General features: G+C 66.7%; 17 protein-coding genes. 12 read left to right on the top strand and 5 right to left on the bottom strand.

What is annotated here, in order from left to right; translation table 11 throughout:
- Window positions 1-92: 92 nt before the first annotated feature.
- From ABIB42_RS04685 to ABIB42_RS04710, 6 genes are all read left to right on the top strand, one after another.
- Complete coding sequence (locus ABIB42_RS04685) at window positions 93-2,954, top strand: TonB-dependent receptor (RefSeq protein WP_429247964.1); 2,862 nt, start codon at window positions 93-95, stop codon at window positions 2,952-2,954.
- A gap of 17 nt (window positions 2,955-2,971) precedes the next feature.
- Entirely contained in the window at window positions 2,972-4,351 is a 1,380-nt protein-coding gene (locus tag ABIB42_RS04690) for an alpha-amylase family glycosyl hydrolase (protein ID WP_429247965.1), read from the top strand.
- 13 nt (window positions 4,352-4,364) lie between these two features.
- A complete protein-coding gene (locus ABIB42_RS04695) occupies window positions 4,365-6,422 on the top strand; it encodes a glycoside hydrolase family 97 protein (protein ID WP_005666561.1) in 2,058 nt (685 codons plus the stop codon).
- 180 nt (window positions 6,423-6,602) lie between these two features.
- Window positions 6,603-7,757: an MFS transporter gene (locus tag ABIB42_RS04700; protein ID WP_005666562.1), complete on the top strand. Its 1,155-nt coding sequence runs from the start codon at window positions 6,603-6,605 to the stop codon at window positions 7,755-7,757.
- 28 nt (window positions 7,758-7,785) lie between these two features.
- The gene (locus ABIB42_RS04705) at window positions 7,786-8,628 is read left to right on the top strand and encodes a PhzF family phenazine biosynthesis protein (RefSeq protein WP_429247966.1); all 843 of its coding nucleotides are present in this window, start codon (window positions 7,786-7,788) and stop codon (window positions 8,626-8,628) included.
- A gap of 188 nt (window positions 8,629-8,816) precedes the next feature.
- Window positions 8,817-9,599, top strand: coding sequence for an N-acyl amino acid synthase FeeM domain-containing protein (locus tag ABIB42_RS04710; protein ID WP_429247967.1), 783 nt, complete (start codon window positions 8,817-8,819; stop codon window positions 9,597-9,599).
- Between the two features lie 49 nt (window positions 9,600-9,648).
- On the opposite strand, the gene ABIB42_RS04715 is transcribed toward ABIB42_RS04710, so the two are convergent.
- Window positions 9,649-10,035 carry a DUF1622 domain-containing protein gene (locus tag ABIB42_RS04715; protein ID WP_312162466.1) on the bottom strand — a complete coding sequence of 129 codons (387 nt, stop codon included), beginning with the start codon at window positions 10,033-10,035 and terminating at the stop codon, window positions 9,649-9,651.
- 232 nt (window positions 10,036-10,267) lie between these two features.
- Between ABIB42_RS04715 and ABIB42_RS04720 the strand changes: the two genes are divergently transcribed.
- Window positions 10,268-11,116, top strand: coding sequence for a MipA/OmpV family protein (locus ABIB42_RS04720; RefSeq protein WP_071362080.1), 849 nt, complete (start codon window positions 10,268-10,270; stop codon window positions 11,114-11,116).
- A 58-nt stretch (window positions 11,117-11,174) separates the two neighbouring features.
- Here ABIB42_RS04720 and ABIB42_RS04725 read toward each other — a convergent pair whose 3' ends face one another.
- From ABIB42_RS04725 to ABIB42_RS04735, 3 genes are read right to left on the bottom strand one after another with little or no spacing between them, the layout of a single operon-like run.
- A complete protein-coding gene (locus ABIB42_RS04725) occupies window positions 11,175-11,978 on the bottom strand; it encodes a transporter (protein ID WP_429247968.1) in 804 nt (267 codons plus the stop codon).
- Entirely contained in the window at window positions 11,975-12,454 is a 480-nt protein-coding gene (locus tag ABIB42_RS04730) for a hypothetical protein (RefSeq protein WP_005666573.1), read from the bottom strand. The genes ABIB42_RS04725 and ABIB42_RS04730 overlap by 4 nt, the downstream gene beginning before the upstream one ends.
- 14 nt (window positions 12,455-12,468) lie before the next feature.
- Window positions 12,469-13,287: a DUF2092 domain-containing protein gene (locus ABIB42_RS04735; RefSeq protein WP_005666575.1), complete on the bottom strand. Its 819-nt coding sequence runs from the start codon at window positions 13,285-13,287 to the stop codon at window positions 12,469-12,471.
- 256 nt (window positions 13,288-13,543) lie between these two features.
- On the opposite strand from ABIB42_RS04735, the gene ABIB42_RS04740 reads away from it, so the two are divergent.
- On the top strand, window positions 13,544-16,483 hold the full coding sequence (locus ABIB42_RS04740) for a putative bifunctional diguanylate cyclase/phosphodiesterase (RefSeq protein WP_005666577.1): 2,940 nt from the start codon (window positions 13,544-13,546) through the stop codon (window positions 16,481-16,483).
- A 15-nt stretch (window positions 16,484-16,498) separates the two neighbouring features.
- On the opposite strand, the gene ABIB42_RS04745 is transcribed toward ABIB42_RS04740, so the two are convergent.
- Window positions 16,499-16,879, bottom strand: coding sequence for a hypothetical protein (locus ABIB42_RS04745; RefSeq protein ID WP_005666579.1), 381 nt, complete (start codon window positions 16,877-16,879; stop codon window positions 16,499-16,501).
- A 134-nt stretch (window positions 16,880-17,013) separates the two neighbouring features.
- Here ABIB42_RS04745 and ABIB42_RS04750 point away from each other — a divergent pair, with 134 nt between their 5' ends.
- From ABIB42_RS04750 to ABIB42_RS04765, 4 genes are all read left to right on the top strand, one after another.
- Window positions 17,014-17,655, top strand: coding sequence for a helix-turn-helix transcriptional regulator (locus ABIB42_RS04750; RefSeq protein ID WP_040776150.1), 642 nt, complete (start codon window positions 17,014-17,016; stop codon window positions 17,653-17,655).
- A gap of 34 nt (window positions 17,656-17,689) precedes the next feature.
- Entirely contained in the window at window positions 17,690-18,682 is a 993-nt protein-coding gene (locus ABIB42_RS04755; RefSeq protein ID WP_005666583.1) for a 2-hydroxyacid dehydrogenase, read from the top strand.
- Window positions 18,683-18,747: 65 nt separating this feature from the next.
- Window positions 18,748-19,296 (top strand): hypothetical protein, encoded by a 549-nt coding sequence (locus tag ABIB42_RS04760; RefSeq protein ID WP_429247969.1) that lies wholly within the window; start codon window positions 18,748-18,750, stop codon window positions 19,294-19,296.
- Window positions 19,297-19,369: 73 nt separating this feature from the next.
- Entirely contained in the window at window positions 19,370-20,338 is a 969-nt protein-coding gene (locus ABIB42_RS04765; protein ID WP_005666587.1) for a threo-3-hydroxy-L-aspartate ammonia-lyase, read from the top strand.
- The last annotated feature ends 54 nt before the right edge of the window (window positions 20,339-20,392 follow it).

The following is a 20,392-nucleotide window of genomic DNA, read 5'->3' on the forward strand; positions in this document are numbered from 1 at the left end:
GCTTCAGCGCATGCGTTGACCCCGCCCGCGTGATATTGGACCATCGCATCCAACCAACACCAAGTTGGAATAAATATAATCAGGAGACAGACATGACGACACGTCGGGATGGCGCGCGGCGCCAGCTTTTCCAGTTGCATCCGGTTGCAGGCGCCTGTGCGCTGTTGATGACCATGGCGGCGCCCCTGCACGCGCAGGAAGCCGGCGCCCAGGACGCCGAGGACGCGGTCCGGCCCGCGGCGACCGTCTCGGGCGAGGCGCCGATCGCCACCGTCAACGTGTCCGGCATCCGGCGCGGCATCGAGGCGGCCATCGAGATCAAGCGCAACGCGACGTCGATTGTCGAAGCCGTGTCCGCCGAAGACATCGGCAAGCTGCCCGACACCACCGTCGCCCAGTCGATCTCGCGCCTGTCGGGCGTGACCACCCAGCGCAGCAAGATCAACGGCAAGGCGACCGAGGTCAGCGTGCGCGGCATGTCGCCGACCTTCAACGGCTCCCTGCTCAACGGCCGCGAGCAGGCCTCCACCAGCGATGCGCGCAGCCCCGAATTCGACCTGTTCCCGTCCGAGCTGACCGGCAGCGTGCTGGTGTACAAGACGCCGGACGCCAGCCTGATCGGCCAGGGCCTGGCCTCGACCATCGACCTGCGCACCCTGCGCCCGCTCGATTTCGGCAAGCGCATGTTCGCCGCCAATGCGCGCAAGGAGCGCATCGGCTTCGGTTCCGGTTCCGACCTCGGCTCGGGCCACCGCAAGACGCTGACCTACGTCGACCAGTACTTCGGCCGCAAGCTGGGCCTGTCGGTCGGCCTCACCTCGTTCAAGCAGGACAACGGCGGCGAACTCAAATTCGACAGCTGGGGCGCCAACACCGCCGACATCGACTACAACGGCCAGACCGTCAAGGCGATCAACGGCTTCATGGCCGAGACCTCGCGCCGCAAGGCCGAGCGCGACGGCGCCTCGGTCACCCTGCAGTTCCGGCCCAACGACAAATTCCGCTCGACCTTCGACGCGTTCTACTCGCGCGGCGAAGAGGCGACCAAGAAGACCGGCCTCGAAGGCGCGATCGTCGGCGGCACCGGCATCTACGATCCGAACGCGGTGCTCACCGACGCCACCATCGAGAACGGCATCGTCACCGCCGGCACCTTCAGCAACTACAAGGGCGACGTGCGCAATCACCTGTTCTCGAACAAGGACCGCCTGCTGTCGCTCGGCGTGAACAACGAGCTCAAGGTGGGCGAGTGGCGCATCGTGAACGACCTGTCGTACTCGAAGGGCACCAAGCGCATCAGCAATTTCGAGACCATGGCCGGCCAGCCGGGCAACACGCCCGAGAGCCAGCTCGGCGCGATCAGCTACAGCGGCTTCAACGGCAACAACTTCGCCGACGTGCGCTACAGCCCGAGCCTGAACTACGCCGACCGCAACGTGGCCGTGCTGACCGACGTCGCCGGCTGGGGCGGCGGCCCGCTGTCGCCGCAGGCCGGCTACCTGGCGCTGCCGACCATCGACGACAAGGTGCAGGCGGTGCGCCTGTCGGCCGAGCGCGACACCGACTGGGGCCCGCTGGCCGCGGTGCGCTTCGGCGTCAACTACACCAAGCGCGACAAGTCGCGCCTGGGCGAAGAGGGCCGCCTGTCGGTGCGTGGCGGCGACGGCTATGCCAGCATCCCGATGCCGGGCAGCGGCCTTGAAGTCGCCGGCCCGACCGGCATCCCGGTCGCCTCGTTCGATCCGACCGGCAGCCTGGGCTCGCTGTATGAACTGAACCGCTGGGTCGACGCCACCGTGCTGGCGCGCGACTGGACGGTGGGCGAGAAGGTCACCACCGCCTACCTGATGGGCGAACTCGACGGCACCCTGATGTCGCTGCCGTACAGCGGCAATATCGGCGTGCAGGTGGTCGACACCCGCCAGCGCGCCAGCGGCAACCAGGTCGACCTGGCCAACTGCACCGGCATCACCACCGACACCTGCCCGGCGGTCGTCAAGACCGGCGGCGTCGACTACACGGAGGTCTTGCCCAGCCTGAACCTGACCTTCGACCTGGGCAACGACCAGCTGCTGCGCCTGGGCGCCGGCAAGCAGGTCTCGCGCGCCAACCTGGACAACCTGAAGGCCAGCATGAACTTCGGCCTGCAGAGCGCCACCGCCGAGGACCCGGCGCTGACCGGCTTCGCCGGCAATCCGGAACTCAAGCCCTATGAAGCGCGCGCGCTCGACCTGTCGTACGAAAAATACTTCGGCAAGAAGGGCTATGTCAGCGCCGCGCTGTTCTACAAGAAGCTCGACAACTACGTGATCAATGCGCCGCAGATGTTCGACTTCGCCCAGTACACCAGCGCCAGCACGCCGCTGCCGACCACCGGCCAGTACGCCGGCTCGACGATCGGCTTCCTGACCATGCCGCAGAACGGGGAGGGCGGCATCATGCGCGGCATCGAGCTGTCGGCCAACCTGCCGTTCGGCCTGGTCGTGAACGCGCTGGATGGCTTCGGCGTGCAGGTGAACCATTCGCATACCGATTCCTCGGTGCGCCTGCCGACCAGCGCCTTCGTCACCGGCAGCAATGCGCCGGTGTTCAACGGCGCGGTGTCCGAGATCGGCCTGCCGGGCCTGTCGCGCAACGTGACCAGCCTGCGCCTGTACTACGAGAAGCACGGCCTGCAGGTGTCGCTGGCGGCCTACCGCCGCTCCAGCTTCATCGGCCAGATCCTCGACTACCGCAGCGAATCGCAGTTCACCTTCATCAAGGGCGAGACGATTGCCGACGCCCAGGTGTCCTACGATTTCCGGGGCGGCATGCTGCAGGGCTGGTCGGTGTTCCTGCAAGGGCATAACCTGACCAACGAACCGTTCCGCGAGTACACCAGCGATCCGACGGTGTACACCAACACCGTCACCTTCGGCCGCACCTACTCGGCGGGTCTCAACTACAAGTTCTGACCATGACCGGACTGCCCATGAAACCCGTTCTTGTCCATGCCCTGGCCACGCTGGCGCTGCTGGCCGCCGCGCCGGCGGCGCTGGCGGCGCCGGCCGCCGATCCTTATCAGCCGCGGGAGTACGTCCAGTTCCAGCATGCCGACTGGACGAAGAACGCCACCATCTACCAGATCAATACGCGCCAGTTCACGCCGGAAGGCACGTTCAGGGCCGCGACCGGCCAGCTGCCGCGCCTGAAGGAGCTGGGCGTCGACATCCTGTGGCTGATGCCGATCCACCCGATCGGCGAAGTCAAGCGCAAGGGGTCGCTGGGCAGTCCCTACGCGGTGCGCGACTTCCGCGCCGTGAATCCCGAGCTGGGCACGATGGCCGACCTGCGCGCTTTCGTCGAGCGCGCCCATGCGCTGGGCCAGCGCGTGATCATCGACTGGGTCGGCAACCACACCTCGTGGGACAACGTGCTGATGACGCAGCACCCGGAGTGGTACGCCAGGGGCGCCGATGGCAAGCCGCAGCCGACGCCCTGGTTCAACTGGGACGACATCATTGACCTCGACTACGGCAAGCCCGAACTGCGCCGCTATATGACGGATGCGATGAAGTTCTGGGTGCGGGAGGCCGGCATCGACGGCTATCGCGTGGACGCCGCCGGACTGGTGCCGCAGGACTTCTGGGACCACGCCAGCCGCGAGCTGCGCGCGATCAAGCCGGTGTTCATGCTGGCCGAGTGGGAGAGCCGCGACATGCACCGCGACGCCTTCGACGCCAGCTATGCCTGGACCTGGTGGGACGCGCTGCACGACATCGCGCGCGGCCGTTCGGACGCCACCCGCCTGCACGCGTATTACGCCTGGAACGCGAAGTTCTATCCGCGCCAGGCCTACCGCATGCTGTACACGACGAACCACGACAAGAACGCCTGGGACGGCACCGAGTTCGAAGCCTTCGGCCCGGCGGTCGACGCGGCGATCGTGTTCAGTTTCGTCAGCGAAGGCATCCCGCTGGTCTACAACGGCCAGGAAGCGGGCAACACCAAGCGCCTGGCCTTCTTCGAGCGCGACCCGATCGAGTGGAAGGCGTCGCCCTACACGGCGCTCTACAAGAAGCTGATCGCATTGAAGAAACAGAACACGGCGCTGTGGAACGGCGAATACGGCGCGCGGATGGTGCAGGTGCCGAACAATGCGCCGGCCCAGGTCCTGAGCTTCGTGCGCGCCAACGACAAGGACAAGGTGTTCGTCGCCCTGAACCTGTCGGACAAGCCGGTCAAGGCGAGCTTCGACAAGACGCTGCATCACGGGTCGTACCGCGACTTCGCCACCGGCGCGAAGGTCGAGGTGGGCGGATCGCTTGATGTTGAAATGGCACCGTGGAGTTACCGCGTGCTGGTGAAGTAAAACAAGGAGAGATATGGTTTCCAGATTCATGAATGTCAGCCTGGCCACGCATTGCTGCGTGGTGCTGGGCATGGTGGTGAGCTCGAGCGCCTTCGCGCTTGATGCGACGAGCGCGAGCGTCGAGTCGCCGGGCAAGGTGCTGAACGTGTCGGTGCAGGTCGCGCCGGACGGACGCCTGTCGTACCAGGTCGAACGCAAGGGCCAGCAGGTGATCGCGCCGTCGCGCCTGGGCTTCGTGCTGGGCAGCGACAAGCCGCTCGACTCGGGCTTCAAGATCGAGCGCCAGGTGGTCACCGACCATGACAGCACCTGGGAGCAGCCCTGGGGCGAGCGCCGCACGGTGCGCAACCACTACCGCCAGATGCGGGTCGACGTCAAGAAGAACGATGGCCGCCGCCTGGCGATCGTGTTCCGCGTGTTCGACGACGGTTTGGGCTTCCGCTACGAGTTCCCCAAGCAGCCGAACAACCGCGCGCTGCACATCGCCGACGAGCTGACCGAGTTCGTGGTCGCGCAGCCGGCCACCGCCTGGTGGCAGCAGGCGGGCGAAGTCTGGGCGCTGGAATACCCGATCCAGAAGTCGCCCCTGCGTGAAGTGGGCATGGCCAACACCCCGATGACGGTGCGCATGGAGAACGGCACCCACATCGCCTTCCACGAGGCGGCCCTGGTCGACTATGCCTCGATGTGGCTGCGCCGGGTCGAGGGCCAGCGCCTGCGCGCGCACCTGACCCCGTCCGCCACCGGCAACCCGGTGGTGCGCACCGGCGCCTTCACCACGCCATGGCGCACGATGCAGATCGCCGACGACGCGGCCGGCCTGTACATGTCCGACCTGGTGCTGAACCTGAACGAACCGAACAAGCTGGGCGACGTCTCCTGGGTCAAGCCGTCGAAGTACGTCGGCGTGTGGTGGGACATGCACCTGGAAACCAAGTCGTGGGCCTCGGGTCCGAAACACGGCGCCACCACCGAGTACACCAAGCGCTACATCGACTTCGCGGCCAGGAACGGTTTCCGCGGCGTGCTGGTCGAGGGCTGGAACCCGGGCTGGGACAGCGACTGGGCCGGCAACGGCGCCGACATGGACTTCACGAAGGCGCATCCGAGCTTCGACATCGCCGCCGTGACCGACTATGGGCGCAAGAAGGGCGTGCACCTGATCGGTCACCACGAGACCGGCGGCAATGTCGCGCACTACGAGAAGCAGATGGACGCGGCTTTCAAGCTGTACGCGAAACACGGCGTGGACAGCATCAAGACCGGCTACGTGACCGACGGCGGCGCGGCCCAGTTCATGGGCAAGAACGGCAAGGTCCACTTCGGCTACACCGATTCGCAAGAGGGCGTGCGCCACTACCAGAAGGTGGTCGAGGAGGCGGCGCGCTACAAGATCGCGATCAACACCCATGAGCCGGTGAAGGACACCGGCCTGCGCCGCACGTATCCGAACTGGATCTCGCGCGAAGGCGCGCGCGGCGTCGAGTACAACGCCTGGGGCAATCCGGTCAACAGCGTCGACCACGAGGCCAACCTGGTGTTCACCCGCATGCTGAGCGGCCCGCTGGACTACACGCCGGGCATCCTGAGCCTGGAGGGCAAGGACAAGAAGCCGTTCAACTCCACCCAGGCCAAGCAGCTGGCCAACTTTGTCGTGATCTATTCGCCGGTGGTGATGGCGGCCGACCTGATCGAGCACTACGAGCGCTATCCGGGCCCGTTCCAGTTCATCAAGGACGTGCCGACCGACTGGGAAGACACCCGCGTGCCGCACGGCGCGGTGGGCGAATACGTGACCATCGCGCGCAAGGACCGCGCGTCAAGCGCCTGGTACGTCGGCTCGGTGACCGATGGCGCCAGGCGCACGCTGGACCTGAAGCTGGACTTCCTGGACGCCGGCAAGACCTACGTGGCCGAGATCTACCGCGACGGCGACAACGCCGACTACCGCGACGACAAGCGCCGCTTCGACATCGTGATCGAGAAGCGCAACGTCACCAGCCTTGACACCATCAAGATGGTGCTGGCGCCGGGCGGTGGGCAGGCGATTCGCCTTGTGCCCGTGAAGTAACGGAACGTCGCGCACGACGCGAACGCGCATGGACCGGAAGCACCGGCCCTGCGCGTTCGGCGGATTTGGCATATGCTGTCGGATTGTCCATACCGCGTTGGCGCAATCCGAGTCCGTCGTCCCATGTCCACATCACCGTCTTCACCTTCCACGATATCCCCCGCCGCTTCCGGCACCGTCATGCAAATCCTGTTCTCGGTCGCCTTCGTTCACCTGCTGAACGACTGCGTGCAGGCCGTGCTGCCGTCGATCTATCCGCTCCTGAAGCATGAATTCGACCTGACCTTCGCCCAGGTCGGCCTGATCACCCTGACTTTCCAGTGCACCGCCTCGCTGCTGCAGCCCTGGATCGGCCTGTACACCGACAGGCGTCCGATCCCCTTCCTGCTGCCGGCCGGGATGTGCGTGACCCTGCTCGGCGTCGGCCTGCTGGCCTGGGCCGGCAGCTTCCCGATGCTGCTCACCGCGGCGGCGATGATCGGCATCGGTTCCTCGACCTTCCACCCCGAGGCCTCGCGCGTGGCGCGCCTGGCCTCGGGCGGGCGCTTCGGCTTCGCCCAGTCGCTGTTCCAGGTCGGCGGCAACGCCGGCTCGGCGCTCGGACCGCTGCTGGCGGCGGCCATCGTGGTCGGACGCGGGCAGGGCGAGATCGCCTGGTTCATGCTGCTGGTGCTGGTCGCGGTGGCGGTGCTGGTCGGCGTCAGCCGCTGGTACAGCAACCACCTGATGAACATGGTCAAGAAGGCCGCGCAGCACGCGGGACCAAAGCTGCCGCGCAAGAAGGTGGTCCAGGCCCTGGTGGTGCTGGCGCTGCTGGTGTTCTCCAAGTACATCTACATGGCCAGCCTGCAGACCTATTACACGTTCTTCCTGATCGAGAAATTCCACCTGCCGGTCGGCACCGCCCAGCTTTACCTGTTCCTGTTCCTGGCTTCGGTCGCCGCGGGCACCTTCGCCGGCGGCCCGATCGGCGACAAGATCGGCCGCAAGCGCGTGATCTGGTTCTCGATCCTGGGCGCGGCGCCGTTCACCATCATGCTGCCGTATGCGAACCTGTTCTGGACCGGCGTGCTGTCGGTCGTGATCGGGCTGGTGATGTCGTCGGCCTTCTCGGCCATCGTCGTCTTCGCCCAGGAGCTGGTGCCGGGCAAGGTGGGCCTGATCTCGGGCATCTTCTTCGGCCTGATGTTCGGCATCAGCGGCGTCGGCGCGGCGGCCATGGGCCATATCGCCGACATCCACGGCATCGAGCAGGTGTACCGGATCGCGTCCTTCCTGCCGCTGCTGGGCATCATGGCGGCGCTGCTGCCGAAGATCGAAGGGGCGAAGCGGTAGTATCGTGCATTCACCAAGGGAGATTGCCATGAACCTGAACGACATCCAGCGCATCGCCGCCTTCGACGACAACGGCCAGGGCGGCAATCCGGCCGGCGTCTGGATCGGCGCCGTCTTGCCGGACGCCGCCGAGATGGCCCGGATCGCGCACGCGGTCGGCTTTTCGGAAACCGCCTTCGCCGCGCCGGAGGGCGAGGCCTGGCGGGTGCGCTATTTTTCGCCTGAATCCGAGGTGCCGTTCTGCGGCCACGCCACCATCGCCCTCGGCGCCGCGCTGGCCCGCGCCCACGGCGACGGCGACGGCCGCTACGCGCTGACCCTGAACGCGGCCAGCATCACGGTCGAGGGGCGGCGCGAGGGCGAGCGGGTGCATGCGGCGCTGCAGTCGCCGCCGACCTGGAGCCGGGCGGCCGAGCCGCAACTGGTCGATGCGGCGCTGGCGCTGTTCGGCTACACCCGGGCCGATCTCGATCCGCGCATCGCGCCGGCGCTGGCCCATGGCGGCGCCGACCACCTGGCGCTGGCGCTGTCGAGCCGCGCGCTGCTCGCGGCGATGCGCTACGAGCTGGACGCCGGCCGGGCGCTGATGCTGGGACACGGCCTGGTGACGGTTGTACTGGTCTGGGCCGAGCATCCGCAGCTATTCCACACCCGCAATCCCTTCGCCTCGGGCGGCGTCTATGAAGATCCGGCCACCGGCGCCGGCACCGCGGCACTGGCCGGCTACCTGCGCGACATCGGCTGGCCGCATGGCGGACGGATCGAGATCGTCCAGGGCGAAGACATGGGCGCGCGTTCGCGTTTGACGGCCGAGATCGGCGACGAGGCGGGCGGTTCGATCCGCGTGTCAGGAACGGCGAGGTTGATGTAAAGCAATACTTGTGATTTCTGGTGGTTTTCGTTGGGCAAAGCCAACAACTTTGTCATAAAACTACTGGTGTACTTACTATTAAATAGAGGGCAAAAAGCACGCCTGCTCAACAGTTCGAATTTCCGTGAGCGGATTGATAATTTGATCCAGACCAAATCTGTTTCAACTTATCAACCAGGAGTACCGCCATGGAGCTGTTTCCAGCAGCCGTGTTCACCCCCCCGAAAGCGACCCGTCCGCGCACCGCGCGCGCACCGGTCGCTGGAGGCGCGATCGAGCGTTTGCCGTTCACTGTCCGCCGGGTAGAAACCGAAGCGGATCTTCTCAAGGCCGTGCGCATCCGCCACGCCGCCTATGCCCGCCATGTCCCGGATTTCGCCCGCAGCCTGGCGCAGCCCGAGGCGGCCGACTACGATGCCGACACCATCGTCCTGCTGGCCGAGTCCAAGCTGGACGGCACGCCGATCGGCAGCACCCGCATCCGCACCAACCTCTACCGCCCCCTGGGCGTCGAGGAATCGATCGTCCTGCCCGACTGGCTTCAGGGCAAGCGCCTGGTCGAGGCGACCCGCCTCGGCATCGACGAAGGCCGGGTCGGCCGCATGGTCAAGATTGCACTGATCAAGGCCTGCTTCATGTATTGCGAAGACAACGCTATCGATTACTCGGTGGCGACCGGCCGTCCACCCGTGGACAGGCAATACGATCAGCTGATGTTCGTCGACGTGTTCCCTGAATTGGGTCTGGTGCCGCTGCGTCACGTGGGCAATATCCCGCATCGCATCATGGCGTTCGAGATCGCCACCTTCCAGCAGCGCTGGGCCGAGGCGCGCCACCCGATGCTGAACTTCTTCTTCAATACCCACCATCCGGACATCGACGTCGGTCCGGTCGCGCCGTCATCGCTGGCGCTGCCGCAGCGCCCGTTGCCGCCGGCCAGCCGGCCACGCGTCGAACTGGCGTTCGCCTGATGTTCGACTGATTCTCTCCTGATCGTGTTCCGGTCCGGCGGTGACGCCGTCAGCCGGGATCGCGGGGCGCAGCCTTGACGGGCTGCGCCCCGTTGCGTTCCTGCTCGGCCAGCTCGCGTGCGCGGGCCCGGGCCAGGTCGTGGTCCAGGAAAAACGTGAGGAAGGTGCGGATGGCCGCGATCGCGGCCAGCCGTCCCAGTTCGTCCCAGCCGGGCGCGATCGTGGTGCCGACGATGTCGGCGGCAAGCTGGAAGGTGAGGGCGACCACCAGCCAGTCGCCGAAGCCGATGAAGGCCGCGTGCACCCGCGCCGGCGTGGCGGCGCCCCGCAGGCACAGTGCCAGCACGCGCGCCAGCGCCTCCAGCGCGCCGGCGGCCACGGTCAGCACCGCGAGCGCGTCGAGGGCGAGCGCGATCCAGCCGGCGGTCGCATGCACCAGCGCTTCCATCCCGCTCCTTCATTTTGGGCCAGTCACGATCATAAGCATTCTTCGGGTGCGCGCGGTAGTGGACCTTGGCCGTAGCGCTGTCGACGCACGACGTTCTTGACGAGGCAGGGGCACAAAACGCGGCGCTGACTGTCTACACACCATCAGCAGTGCGAAGCGCACCGGCGAATGGCGCCGGGGCGGCCCCGATGTTCCACCCACCAGCTCCGAGAGGTCAGTCATGAAGACATTCACGCACAGCCCCCGCAGCCTCGCCATCGCCGCGGCGCTGCTCTGTTCACCGCTCGCCGCGGCGCAAGACGTGCTCCCAGTCGAGTTACTCGAGGAACGCAATCTGGTGGGCCTGGGTGTGTTCGCGGTGCCCGACTATTACGGCTCGTCCGATTACCAGGCCGCCGTGGCGCCGGTGTTGCACTACAACTTCGGATCCGACCGCTACGTCCGGGTGCTCGGTCCGGAGATCATGGCCAACCTGGTGCCGCGCAAGGACTGGCGCGCCGGTCCGCTGATTCGCTGGCGCATGCGGCGCGACGACGATGTCGACGACGAGATCGTCTCGCGCATGCGTCCGGTCGCCACGGCCACCGAGATCGGCGCCTTCGTCGCCTATCACATGCCGCTGACGCAAGGCCAGCCAATGCACAAGCTGGTGTTCAGCGCCGACGTGGTCGGCAACACCAATAATGTGTACAACGGCGCCACCGGCAACGTGCGCGTCAACTACATCCACCCCTTCCCGCAGCCGGTCGCCGGCATGCAGCTGATCGGCAGCATCGGTTTTGGCCTGTTCTTCGCCAGTAACGACTTCAACCGCAAGTACTTCGGCGTCGGGGGAGGCGACGACTTCCTGTACCCGGAGCGGCTCGGCGTGCCCTATGACCCCGACCCGTCGGTCACCTCGATCAAGATTCCCTTCAGCCTGACGACCCAGCTGAACCCGGAATGGCTGATGACGGTCGGCGGGCGTTATGAGCGGCTGCTGGACGACGCCAAGGACAGCCCGGTGGTGGAGGGCCGCGGCGACGCCGACCAGTGGACGGTGGGGATCGCGTTCTCCTACCTGTTCTGAGAACGGCAGGGCGGCATGCCGGCGGGCGTTCCGACTCGCCGGCGCTGCCGGCGCGTCGCTATCTGGCGAACAGGAAGGTCACGCTCAGGCGCAGGCCCCAGTCGCGCGGCCCGCCGCTCGGGCTGTCGGCCCAGTAACGCAGGCCGCCGCCGATCGATATCGGTTGCCGGCCGACCTTGATCAGCTTGCTGGCGGTGACGATGACCGGCACCGACCACTGTTCCTGCTTCCAGTCGTAGCTGGACTCGGTGTTGATGCCGAAGGTCCAGGCGGTTCTGGTGGTGTAGTTGAGGAAGGGCTGGACGAAGGTGGCGCTGACGTTCGGCCGGTCGTCATGGCCGGCGAAGGACCAGATGTGATTGGCCAGCGCGCCATACGTCCACGCGCCGTGCTGCCTGACCACCACGCCGGTCGGGCCGATGCCCCACTGGCGCGCGCTGAGCGCGCTCTCGCTGCCGGTGGGCAGCAGGAACACGGGCCCCGCGCCCCAGACGATGCCGTGCGCCGCGGGCCGCGACGGCGAGATGAAGAAGCTCTGGGTGATGTCGCCGATGCCGTGCTGGCCGCCGGCGCCGGGCGCCAGGTCGTGCTGGCTGACCAGCGGCGCGATGGTGCGGCTGATCAGGGTCCAATCCGGGTTGAGCGTGACGGGCACCACCGGCTGCACGTTCATGGTGTACCTGCGGCCATCGCGCGTGGGACCATCGTGCCGGTCAACATTGGACTGCAGCGGCACGCTGATCATCGCGGCCACGGGATTGGCGAGCTTCCTGGCCAGCTCTTGTTCCTCCTGCGCGCGGACGGGCTGGCAGGAGAGCCAGGCCAGGCCGGCCGCCGTCGCGCAAGCGCGCCTCGTTCTCATCCTGGAGGCGCGACCACGACGTAGTTCACGCTGGTGCCCGCGTACTGCGGCTGGTACCAGGTGCTGCCGCACTGCTGGTAGGTGACCCCGGCCCGGACCACGGCCACGCAGGACGACGGGATCGAATATGCCACCGAGCCGATCGCCGCCGCCGTCACCGCCACCGCGCCGGCCACCGCCAGCCCCGCGCCGGGGCGGTAGTAATCGTGGTCGACATCCACATTGATATTGCGGTTGACGTTGACGTTGCGGTTGACGTTGGCGTGGCCGTTGACCGAGGTGCGGCTGACGCTGCTCGAGGCGTGGTAATTGCCGCCATAGGCGCCGCGATGCACCTGGGCGCTCCCGCTGCGGCTGACCGCCGCGCCGCCGACGCGTCCCGCGCCACGCTGGGCGGCGGCCTCGTAGGCGATGACGACGACCGCCAGCGCGAGCAGCACACCGATGACGCGCCGATGTCCTGGAGTGAGCGGCATGGGTTCTCCCCCGTTCATTTGATGGACGCGACCTTGCCGTCGGCCGTCTGCAGCGCGATCTTCATCGCGCCCGGCGGCGGCCGGAAGGAGAAAGTGGCATCGGTGAAGCGCGGCGCGAGGTTCCAGCGCAGCCACACCGTATGGGTCGGTTCGCCCGGTTGCCCGCTGGCCGTGATCGCCAGCTTCAGGGGCAGCGGCGTCTTGCCGTCCTGGATCCAGACCTGCCAGTCCACGCCTTCCTGGCGGTAGGCGTAGTGCCCGGCCTTCAGGCTGCCGACCGTCGCCGGGCCGATGTAATGCGCGGCCCGGATGTCGGACACCGGCGCCTGTTCCGTCCCCCAATAGAACAGGTCGGCGAGCGGCAGTTCGATGCCGTATTTCGTGCCCAGCGCGTCGACGGTCTCGCGCAGGGTCGGCGGCGCCGCGACGGTGGCGTAGTACTTGAGGCGCTGGCCGTAGACGGTCACCGATTTGCCGTCATAGAAGATCTGGCGCTGCTTGCGGTCGTTGGCGACGTCGACCTGGAGGCGGTCGGGCCGGCGCACCCTGAGGTTCGCCGTGCTGTCGAACTGCAGCTTCATGCCGTCGTCCATCACGGTCTCGGTGGTGGCACGGCCGACGACTTCGAAAGCGGGCAGGGTGCGCAGGTAGGCGCCCATGGCGCCGAGGGCGGAAACGGCCTCGGGCTCGAGATCGGGCTGCGCGGCCGGGGCCGGGGCTGGGGGCGGGGCCGGCGCGGTGGACTGCGCCGGTGGCGCGTTCTGCGGCGCCGCCAGGCAGGCCAGCGGCATCCAGGCCGCGGCGCACAGGAATCGGATCGGGACAGCCCGCATAGACTTTCCTTTCGTTTGCGAACAGACTACGCCGGGCCGTTTGATGCGCCGTGCGACCGGCCGCCATGGCACTAGTGAGCCATCGACGCGGCAGGCGCGCAATCGGACCTAAGCCTTACTGTCAATGACAAACCGTTGTGAAATCGCCCTGGCTGGCCTAATAATTGCATGACGGCACTAGCGTAAAGCGGTATCCTTGCGCTTTAATGGCCCGCCGCTCGTCGCGCCGGGCCACCAGTGCCACCCAAGATCGTCCATGCCCAACGTCAATCATCAGCTCCGTGCAACGCTGCCGGCCGCGCTCCATGCGGCTGTCGAGCTGGTCCTGAAGATATTTGCCTACTATCTGATTCCGGTCGGGATCGGCGTCGTCTCGCTGATCGCGCTCGTCTTCTGGCATGACGAATACCGCACCAGCGGCGACGTGCCGCTTGCGATGCACGTCACGGTCGACCGGGCCGCGGCGCTGGCGCCAGGCGACGCGCTGGCCCTGGCGCGCGCCACGCCGCTGATCAATAGCCACGATACCCACCTGTCCGAAGCGCCGGTCTGGTTCGTCTTCGAGCCGATGCCGCGCGCCGGCGAGCAGGTGATCGAATTCCCGTCGCGCCACGCGCTCGACATCGGCTGCTGGAATGCCAATACCCTGGAGCCCCTCGGCGCCGCCACCCGCAGCACGGACGACGGCGCCCTGCGCGCCGACAAGGCCGGTTTCGCGATGCGCCTGGCGCCGCTGCCGCGCCAGCTGCTGTGCCGCGCCACCTTCTCGGGCCCGGCGCGCCTGTCGGTGCTGCAATGGCCGGCCGATCAGTTCGCCTTGTCGGTCAAGCAATACCACCGCAAATCAGGCCTGCTCGACGGCGGCATGATCGTGCTGGCCCTGTTCATCATCATCACGGCCCTGATCAACCGCCAGCCGGTGTACGTGCTGTTCGCCGGCTGGCTGATCCTGAACCTGCGCGTGGGCGCGCTGTCGGCCGGCTGGGACATCCAGTGGCTGGGCCAGACCGTGCCTTCCGAATGGTTGCTGCGCAGCCGCGCCGTGACGATCACCCTGTACGGCATCGCCACGCTGACCCTGTACCAGGCGCTGCTCAAGGAGCACCTGGCCGAGATGCGCTACCTGCTGCCGATGCGCGTCATGCAGTGGTTGTGCATGCCGATGCTGGCCGCCGCCATGCTGCTGCCGTATGGCATGTACCTGCCGCTGCTGTGGGGCATCCTGGTGTGCTGCTTCTCCCTGATGACGATCGGCCTGTTCAAGATCATCGTGGAATCGCGCACGCGGGTCGCGGCCTGGTTCGCGGCCTCGTTCGCGGTGACCTTCCTGGCGTCGCTGGCCGAGGTCCTGTCGGCCGCGCTCGGCATGCGCGAGCTGCTCGGCGTGATCAACAGCGTCACCGCCGCGCTCGCGTCGAGCCTGCTGGCGGCGCTGGCCGTGGCCGAGCAGATGCGGATGGAAACCGAGAAGCGCCAGGAAGCCCAGGAAGAGCTGGAGCACGCCTACCAGGCGATGCCGGTCGGCCTGTTCACGCTCGATATGTACGGCCACTTCCTGAGTGTCAATCCGGCCCTGCAGAAGATGCTGGGCATGAGCGGCTTCGCGCCGGGCCGCACCGCCTGGCGCCAGTTCTTCACCGAAGCCAGCTGGGCCAACCTGCACGAGCAGGTGCATGCCAAGTCCGAGGCCGAGATGGAACTGGCCAGCCGCGACGGCAACCAGCGCTTCCTGGTCAGCGCCACCCTGGCGCGCTCGCGCATCGAGGGCGTGCTGCAGGACACCACCGAAAAACACAAGGCCACCGAGCAGCTGCGCTTCATGGCCAACAACGATCCGCTGACCAAGGTCTACAACCGGCGCGGCATCGAACGCGAATTCTCGGGCGCCGCCGCCAGCCTGGCCGCCGGGCGGCCGATGGCGCTGGCCTACGTCGACCTCGACCGCTTCAAGCTGATCAACGACCTGTTCGGCCATGCGGCGGGCGACGAAGTGCTCAAGCAGGTGTGCGAGCGGATGGGCACGATGCTGGCCGGTGGCCAGCAGATCGGCCGCGTGGGCGGCGACGAATTCGTGATCGTGATGCCCGAGACGGCGATCCCGCTGGCCTCGATCATCTGCCGCGGCATCGTCGACCGCCTCGGCAACACCCCGTACCGGGTGGGCGACAAGGCCTTCCACGTGCGCGCCTCGGTCGGCCTGATCGAGGTGGTGCCGGGCATGCCGATGAAGGATGCGGTGTCGACCTCGGACCGCGCCTGCCGCGAAGCCAAGACCGGCCTGGGCGACGGCCTGGTGGTGTATGAACGCGGCGCCGACGCCTTCCGCCAGCGCGCGGCCGAACTGGACCTGGTCGAGCGCCTGTCCGGCCCGGACGCGACCGACAACCTGCTGCTCGAGATGCAGCCGATCATGTCGCTGCGCGCGCCGCACGAATCGATGAACTTCGAGGTCTTGCTGCGCATGCGCGAGGCGGATGGGCGCGTGGTGCCGGCCGGCGCCGTGATCGCCGCCGCCGAGAAGAGCGGGCGCGCCAGCATGATCGACCGCTGGGTGCTCACCACCACCCTGGCCTGGATCGCCGAGCACACCGATGACCTGGTCAATACCCGCTTCGTGTGCATGAACCTGTCGGGAGCCTCGCTCAACGACGAGCGCTTCGTGCAGGACACCTTCGATATCCTGGGCCGCTACGTGCACGTGGCCAGCCGCCTGTGCCTGGAAATCACCGAGAGCGTGGCGCTGCACGACCTGGACAACACGCGCCGCTTCATCGACCAGGTGCGCAGCTTCGGCGTGAAGGTGGCGCTGGACGACTTCGGCGCCGGCTACACCTCGTTCTCGTACCTGAAGGAGTTGCCGGCCGACGTGCTGAAAATCGACGGCAATTTCATCGTCAACATCAACGCCCACCCGGCCAACGTGGCGATCGTCGAAGCCATCGTCAGCCTGGCGGTGAACCTGGGCATGAAGACGATCGCCGAATGGGCCGAGGACGCGGCCACCGTGCAGACGCTGCACGAGATCGGCGTCGACTACGTGCAGGGCTATGTGGTGGCGCGCTCGATGCCGCCCGAGCGTTTACTGGAAGGACGCTCGAGCGCCGGCTTCATCAGGGACGAGGACTTGCTGGAGCTGCTGCGCGAGCTGGAGAATCCTCCGGCGCCGCACCTGGCCAGCGTGAGCAGGCTGCACTGAGCCGGCTGCTCTGAATCACTCGAGGCCGGCGAGGGTTTCCCTGCTGCCCACGTCGTCGAGCAGGAACTGCGCGCGCGCCGCCTTCAGGGTGGCGACGTCGCTGGCCAGCGGCTCGGCCTTGACCCGCGGCATCGGAACGGCGCGGCGCTGCAGCTCGCGCGGCGGCGGCAGCACGTCTGCACGCGCCGCCAGCGGATAGGGAGCAAGCCGGGTCACGCCCTCGCTGGACGGCATGCTGGCCGTGCGCACGGTGACGGCGCCGGCTTCGCAAGGGCGGTCGGTGAGGGTGACGCGGCCGGCGTCGTCGATGCACTTGACGATGACGGTGTCGGAATAGGCGCTCGGCGCGGCGATCGCGGCGGCGGCCAGCAGGCAGATGCTCAGTTGACGCTTCATGATTGGCTCCTGGACGGATCCATGTTCGGGATTTCATTGTCTTCCTTGCATCACTACGCTTCTGTTCGCCACTTCACGTGGCGGTGTAGGCCTGCGCGCCGTCGTTTTTTACAGAACCGCCAGTCTTGGATAAAATGTCCAGCATGACCAAGACATTGCCAAGCAAGGACGAGTCCGCGCTCATCGAGCAGGTCCGCCACATCGCCGAGGGCCTGGCCCAGACCTTCGCCCCGTTCTGCGAAGTGGTGGTGCACGATCTGCGCGACCCCGGCCATGCGGTGCTGGCGATCCACAATAATCTCTCCAGCCGTGCCGCCGGCGATCCGGCCACGGAGCTGGGGCTGGCGCGCATCGCCGACAGCGCCTACCCGCAAGTCGTCGCCAATTATCCGAACCAGTTTCCGGATGGCCGCCCGGCAAAGAGCACCTCGATCGGCATCAAGGACGCCGACGGCAACTATGTCGCGGCGCTGTGCCTGAACGTCGACCTGACCCTGTTCCGTTCGATGCAGGGCATCCTCGAACGGTTCAACGCCGTGGGCGAGGCGCCGGTGGGCGAATCGCTCGATCCGGCCAATGCCGACGCCATCCGGCGCCGCATCGACGCCTTTGCTGCGCGGCTGGCCTCCTCGCCCCAGCTGCTCAAGGCGCATGAGCGGCGCGCGCTGATGCGCGAGCTGAAGGAGGGCGGTTATCTCGAAGTGCGGCGCGCGATGGAAGTGGCGGCCGGCCACCTCGGCATTTCGCGGGCGACGGCTTACAACGACATTAAATAGAATTCAGCGGTGCCACTTATCAGGGGAGTCACTCTTGAAGACAGCCGTGTACAGCGCCCGCCGCTACGACAAGACCATGCTGGCCCAGGCCAACGAAGCCGCCGGCCATGAATTGCGCTTCCTCGAAGACCGCCTGAGCCGCGAGACCGCCATCCTGGCCAAGGGTTGCGAGGCGGTCTGCGTCTTCGTCAACGACACCGTCGACGCCGAGGTGCTGGGCATCCTGGCGAACCAGGGCACGCGCCTGGTGGCGACGCGCTCGACCGGCTACAACCACGTCGATGCGCACGCCGCGCGCGAACTGGGCATCGCGGTGGTGCGGGTCACCGATTATTCTCCCAACTCGGTGGCCGAGTTCGCGGTCGGCCTGCTGCTGGCCGTGAACCGCAAGATCGCGCGCGCCAGCGTGCGCACGCGCGAAGGCAATTTCGATCTCGACGGCCTGATGGGTTTCGATTTGCACGGCAAGACGGTCGGCGTGATCGGCACCGGCAAGATCGGCACCATCTTCGCCCGCATCATGGCCGGTTTCGGCTGCACCCTGGTCGGCTACGACCGTTACCCCACGCCGGCCTTCGAGGCGCTGGGCGGGCGCTATATCGGCGTCGACGAGCTGCTGGCCTGCAGCGACGTGGTGTCGCTGCATTGCCCGCTGCTGGAAGAAACTCATCACATCGTGAATGCGGCGGCGCTGGCGCGGGTCAAGCGCGGCTGCGTGCTGGTCAACACCAGCCGCGGCGGCCTGGTCGACACCGAGGCCGCGGTGCAGGCGCTCAAGACCGGCCAGCTGGGCGGCCTGGCGATCGACGTCTACGAGCAGGAAGCGAGCCTGTTCTTCCAGGACCTGTCGTCGACCATCATCACCGACGACGTGATCCAGCGCCTGGTGTCGTTTCCGAACGTGATCGTGACCGGCCACCAGGCCTTCTTCACTGTCGAGGCGATCGGGCAGATCATGCGCACCACCATCGACAGCATCGGCGCTTTCGCGCGGGGCGAGGAACTGGTCAACCGGATTCCGGATTGATGCGGCGTGCATGACTTCGCCGCAATGGTGGACAAGCGCCGGCTCGTTGCGCTAGGGTGCAAATCATGAAAAGCATCGACACGACAAACAGCAGATACATCACCGAGTTCCATCTCGAGCGGGTCTGCTTCGAACGCATCTTCGATGCCCTTGGTCGCACCGGCCATTTCAGTTTCGAGGCGGCAGGCAAGCGCCAGTTTGGTGTCATGCTGCCGGAAGGCGACGTGCCGCGTGAAGGTGCGCACTACGCCGTCATTCTCGCAGAGAAGGGCAATTGGCAGGCTGTCATGGCCTGGCGTGATCTGTCCACGCCGCATGTGTACATTCGGGAAACCGCATGGCAGGTCGTGGGGCAGTATGCGTGGCTCGCTTATTTCGGGATGCCAGCCGTGCTCGGGGTTACATTTGTCGCCTTTGGCGGCTGGGCGGCGCTGGCGGTGCTGGGGCTGACTGTGTGGGGCGGGGTGGCCTACCTGCGTCACGTCATTCGGCGCAATCGCAGGATCGAGCAGGCCTTGCTCGACGTGCCCCCACAGGCGCCGCCCGGCATGCGCCTCGACCATACGGTGTCATGGCGCACGCGCGTCGTCAAAGGGCTCGCTTCGCTGTTCTGAGGGACGCTGATGGTTTGACGACTATTCCAGAATTGGATAATATTTCCAATTCATCGTCACCGAGGACATCGCCATGCATTCGCTCCAGCTCCCCACTTACGAAGACGTCGCCCAGGCCGCCGAGCGTATCCTGGGCGTAGCCCACCGCACCCCGGTGCTGACTTCGCGCACCGTCAACGAGGAATTCGGCGCCGAGATATTCTTCAAGTGCGAGAACATGCAGCGCATGGGGGCCTTCAAGTTCCGTGGCGGCTATAACGCGCTGGCGAAGTTCAGCCCCGAACAGCGCCGCGCCGGCGTCGTCGCCTTCTCATCAGGCAACCACGCGCAGGCGATCGCGCTGTCGGCCAAGATCCTGGGCATGCCGGCGACGATCGTGATGCCGCAGGATGCGCCGGCCGCGAAGGTCGCCGCCACGCGCGGCTATGGCGCCACCGTGGTGACCTATGACCGCTACACCGAAGACCGCGAGCAGATCGGTCGCGAGCTGGCCGAGAAGCACGGCCTGACCCTGATTCCGCCCTACGACCACGCCGACGTGATCGCGGGGCAGGGCACGGCGGCCAAGGAGTTGTTCGAGGAAGTCGGTCCGCTGGACGCCTTCTTCGTGTGCCTGGGCGGCGGCGGCCTGCTGTCCGGCTCCGCGCTGGCCACGCGCGCGCTGTCCCCTGGCTGCCTGCTGTACGGCGTCGAGCCGGAAGCCGGCAACGACGGCCAGCAATCGCTGCGCAAGGGCGAGATCGTCCACATCGACACGCCGCGCACCATCGCCGACGGCGCCCAGACCCAGCACCTGGGCCAGCTGACCTTCCCGATCATCCAGCGCGACGTCAACGACATCCTCACCGTGAGCGACGAGGAGCTGGTGGCCTGCATGCGCTTCTTCGCCGAACGCATGAAGATCGTGGTGGAGCCGACCGGTTGCCTCGGTTTCGCGGCGGCGCGCAGGATGAAGGAACAGCTGAAAGGGAAGAAGGTCGGGATCCTGATTAGTGGCGGGAATATCGATCTCGGGCGGTTTGCGAGCCTGATCGGCGATTGATTGACTTCTGCGAAACGGTCGTGAGTTCTACTGGAGGTCAGACCGGCAAGAAAA

This window comes from Massilia sp. UYP32, from assembly GCF_050434365.1.
GTDB classification, from domain to species: Bacteria; Pseudomonadota; Gammaproteobacteria; order Burkholderiales; family Burkholderiaceae_D; genus Telluria; species Telluria timonae.

Coding starts and splice junctions, on each gene's coding strand:
- ABIB42_RS04760 (WP_429247969.1), top strand. CDS start 18,748: ATGAAAAGCATCGACACGACAAACAGCAGATACATCACCGAGTTCCAT.
- ABIB42_RS04745 (WP_005666579.1), bottom strand. CDS start 16,879: ATGAAGCGTCAACTGAGCATCTGCCTGCTGGCCGCCGCCGCGATCGCC.
- ABIB42_RS04700 (WP_005666562.1), top strand. CDS start 6,603: ATGCAAATCCTGTTCTCGGTCGCCTTCGTTCACCTGCTGAACGACTGC.
- ABIB42_RS04695 (WP_005666561.1), top strand. CDS start 4,365: ATGGTTTCCAGATTCATGAATGTCAGCCTGGCCACGCATTGCTGCGTG.
- ABIB42_RS04740 (WP_005666577.1), top strand. CDS start 13,544: ATGCCCAACGTCAATCATCAGCTCCGTGCAACGCTGCCGGCCGCGCTC.
- ABIB42_RS04765 (WP_005666587.1), top strand. CDS start 19,370: ATGCATTCGCTCCAGCTCCCCACTTACGAAGACGTCGCCCAGGCCGCC.
- ABIB42_RS04725 (WP_429247968.1), bottom strand. CDS start 11,978: ATGAGAACGAGGCGCGCTTGCGCGACGGCGGCCGGCCTGGCCTGGCTC.
- ABIB42_RS04750 (WP_040776150.1), top strand. CDS start 17,014: ATGTCCAGCATGACCAAGACATTGCCAAGCAAGGACGAGTCCGCGCTC.
- ABIB42_RS04690 (WP_429247965.1), top strand. CDS start 2,972: ATGAAACCCGTTCTTGTCCATGCCCTGGCCACGCTGGCGCTGCTGGCC.
- ABIB42_RS04705 (WP_429247966.1), top strand. CDS start 7,786: ATGAACCTGAACGACATCCAGCGCATCGCCGCCTTCGACGACAACGGC.
- ABIB42_RS04735 (WP_005666575.1), bottom strand. CDS start 13,287: ATGCGGGCTGTCCCGATCCGATTCCTGTGCGCCGCGGCCTGGATGCCG.
- ABIB42_RS04710 (WP_429247967.1), top strand. CDS start 8,817: ATGGAGCTGTTTCCAGCAGCCGTGTTCACCCCCCCGAAAGCGACCCGT.
- ABIB42_RS04720 (WP_071362080.1), top strand. CDS start 10,268: ATGAAGACATTCACGCACAGCCCCCGCAGCCTCGCCATCGCCGCGGCG.
- ABIB42_RS04730 (WP_005666573.1), bottom strand. CDS start 12,454: ATGCCGCTCACTCCAGGACATCGGCGCGTCATCGGTGTGCTGCTCGCG.
- ABIB42_RS04685 (WP_429247964.1), top strand. CDS start 93: ATGACGACACGTCGGGATGGCGCGCGGCGCCAGCTTTTCCAGTTGCAT.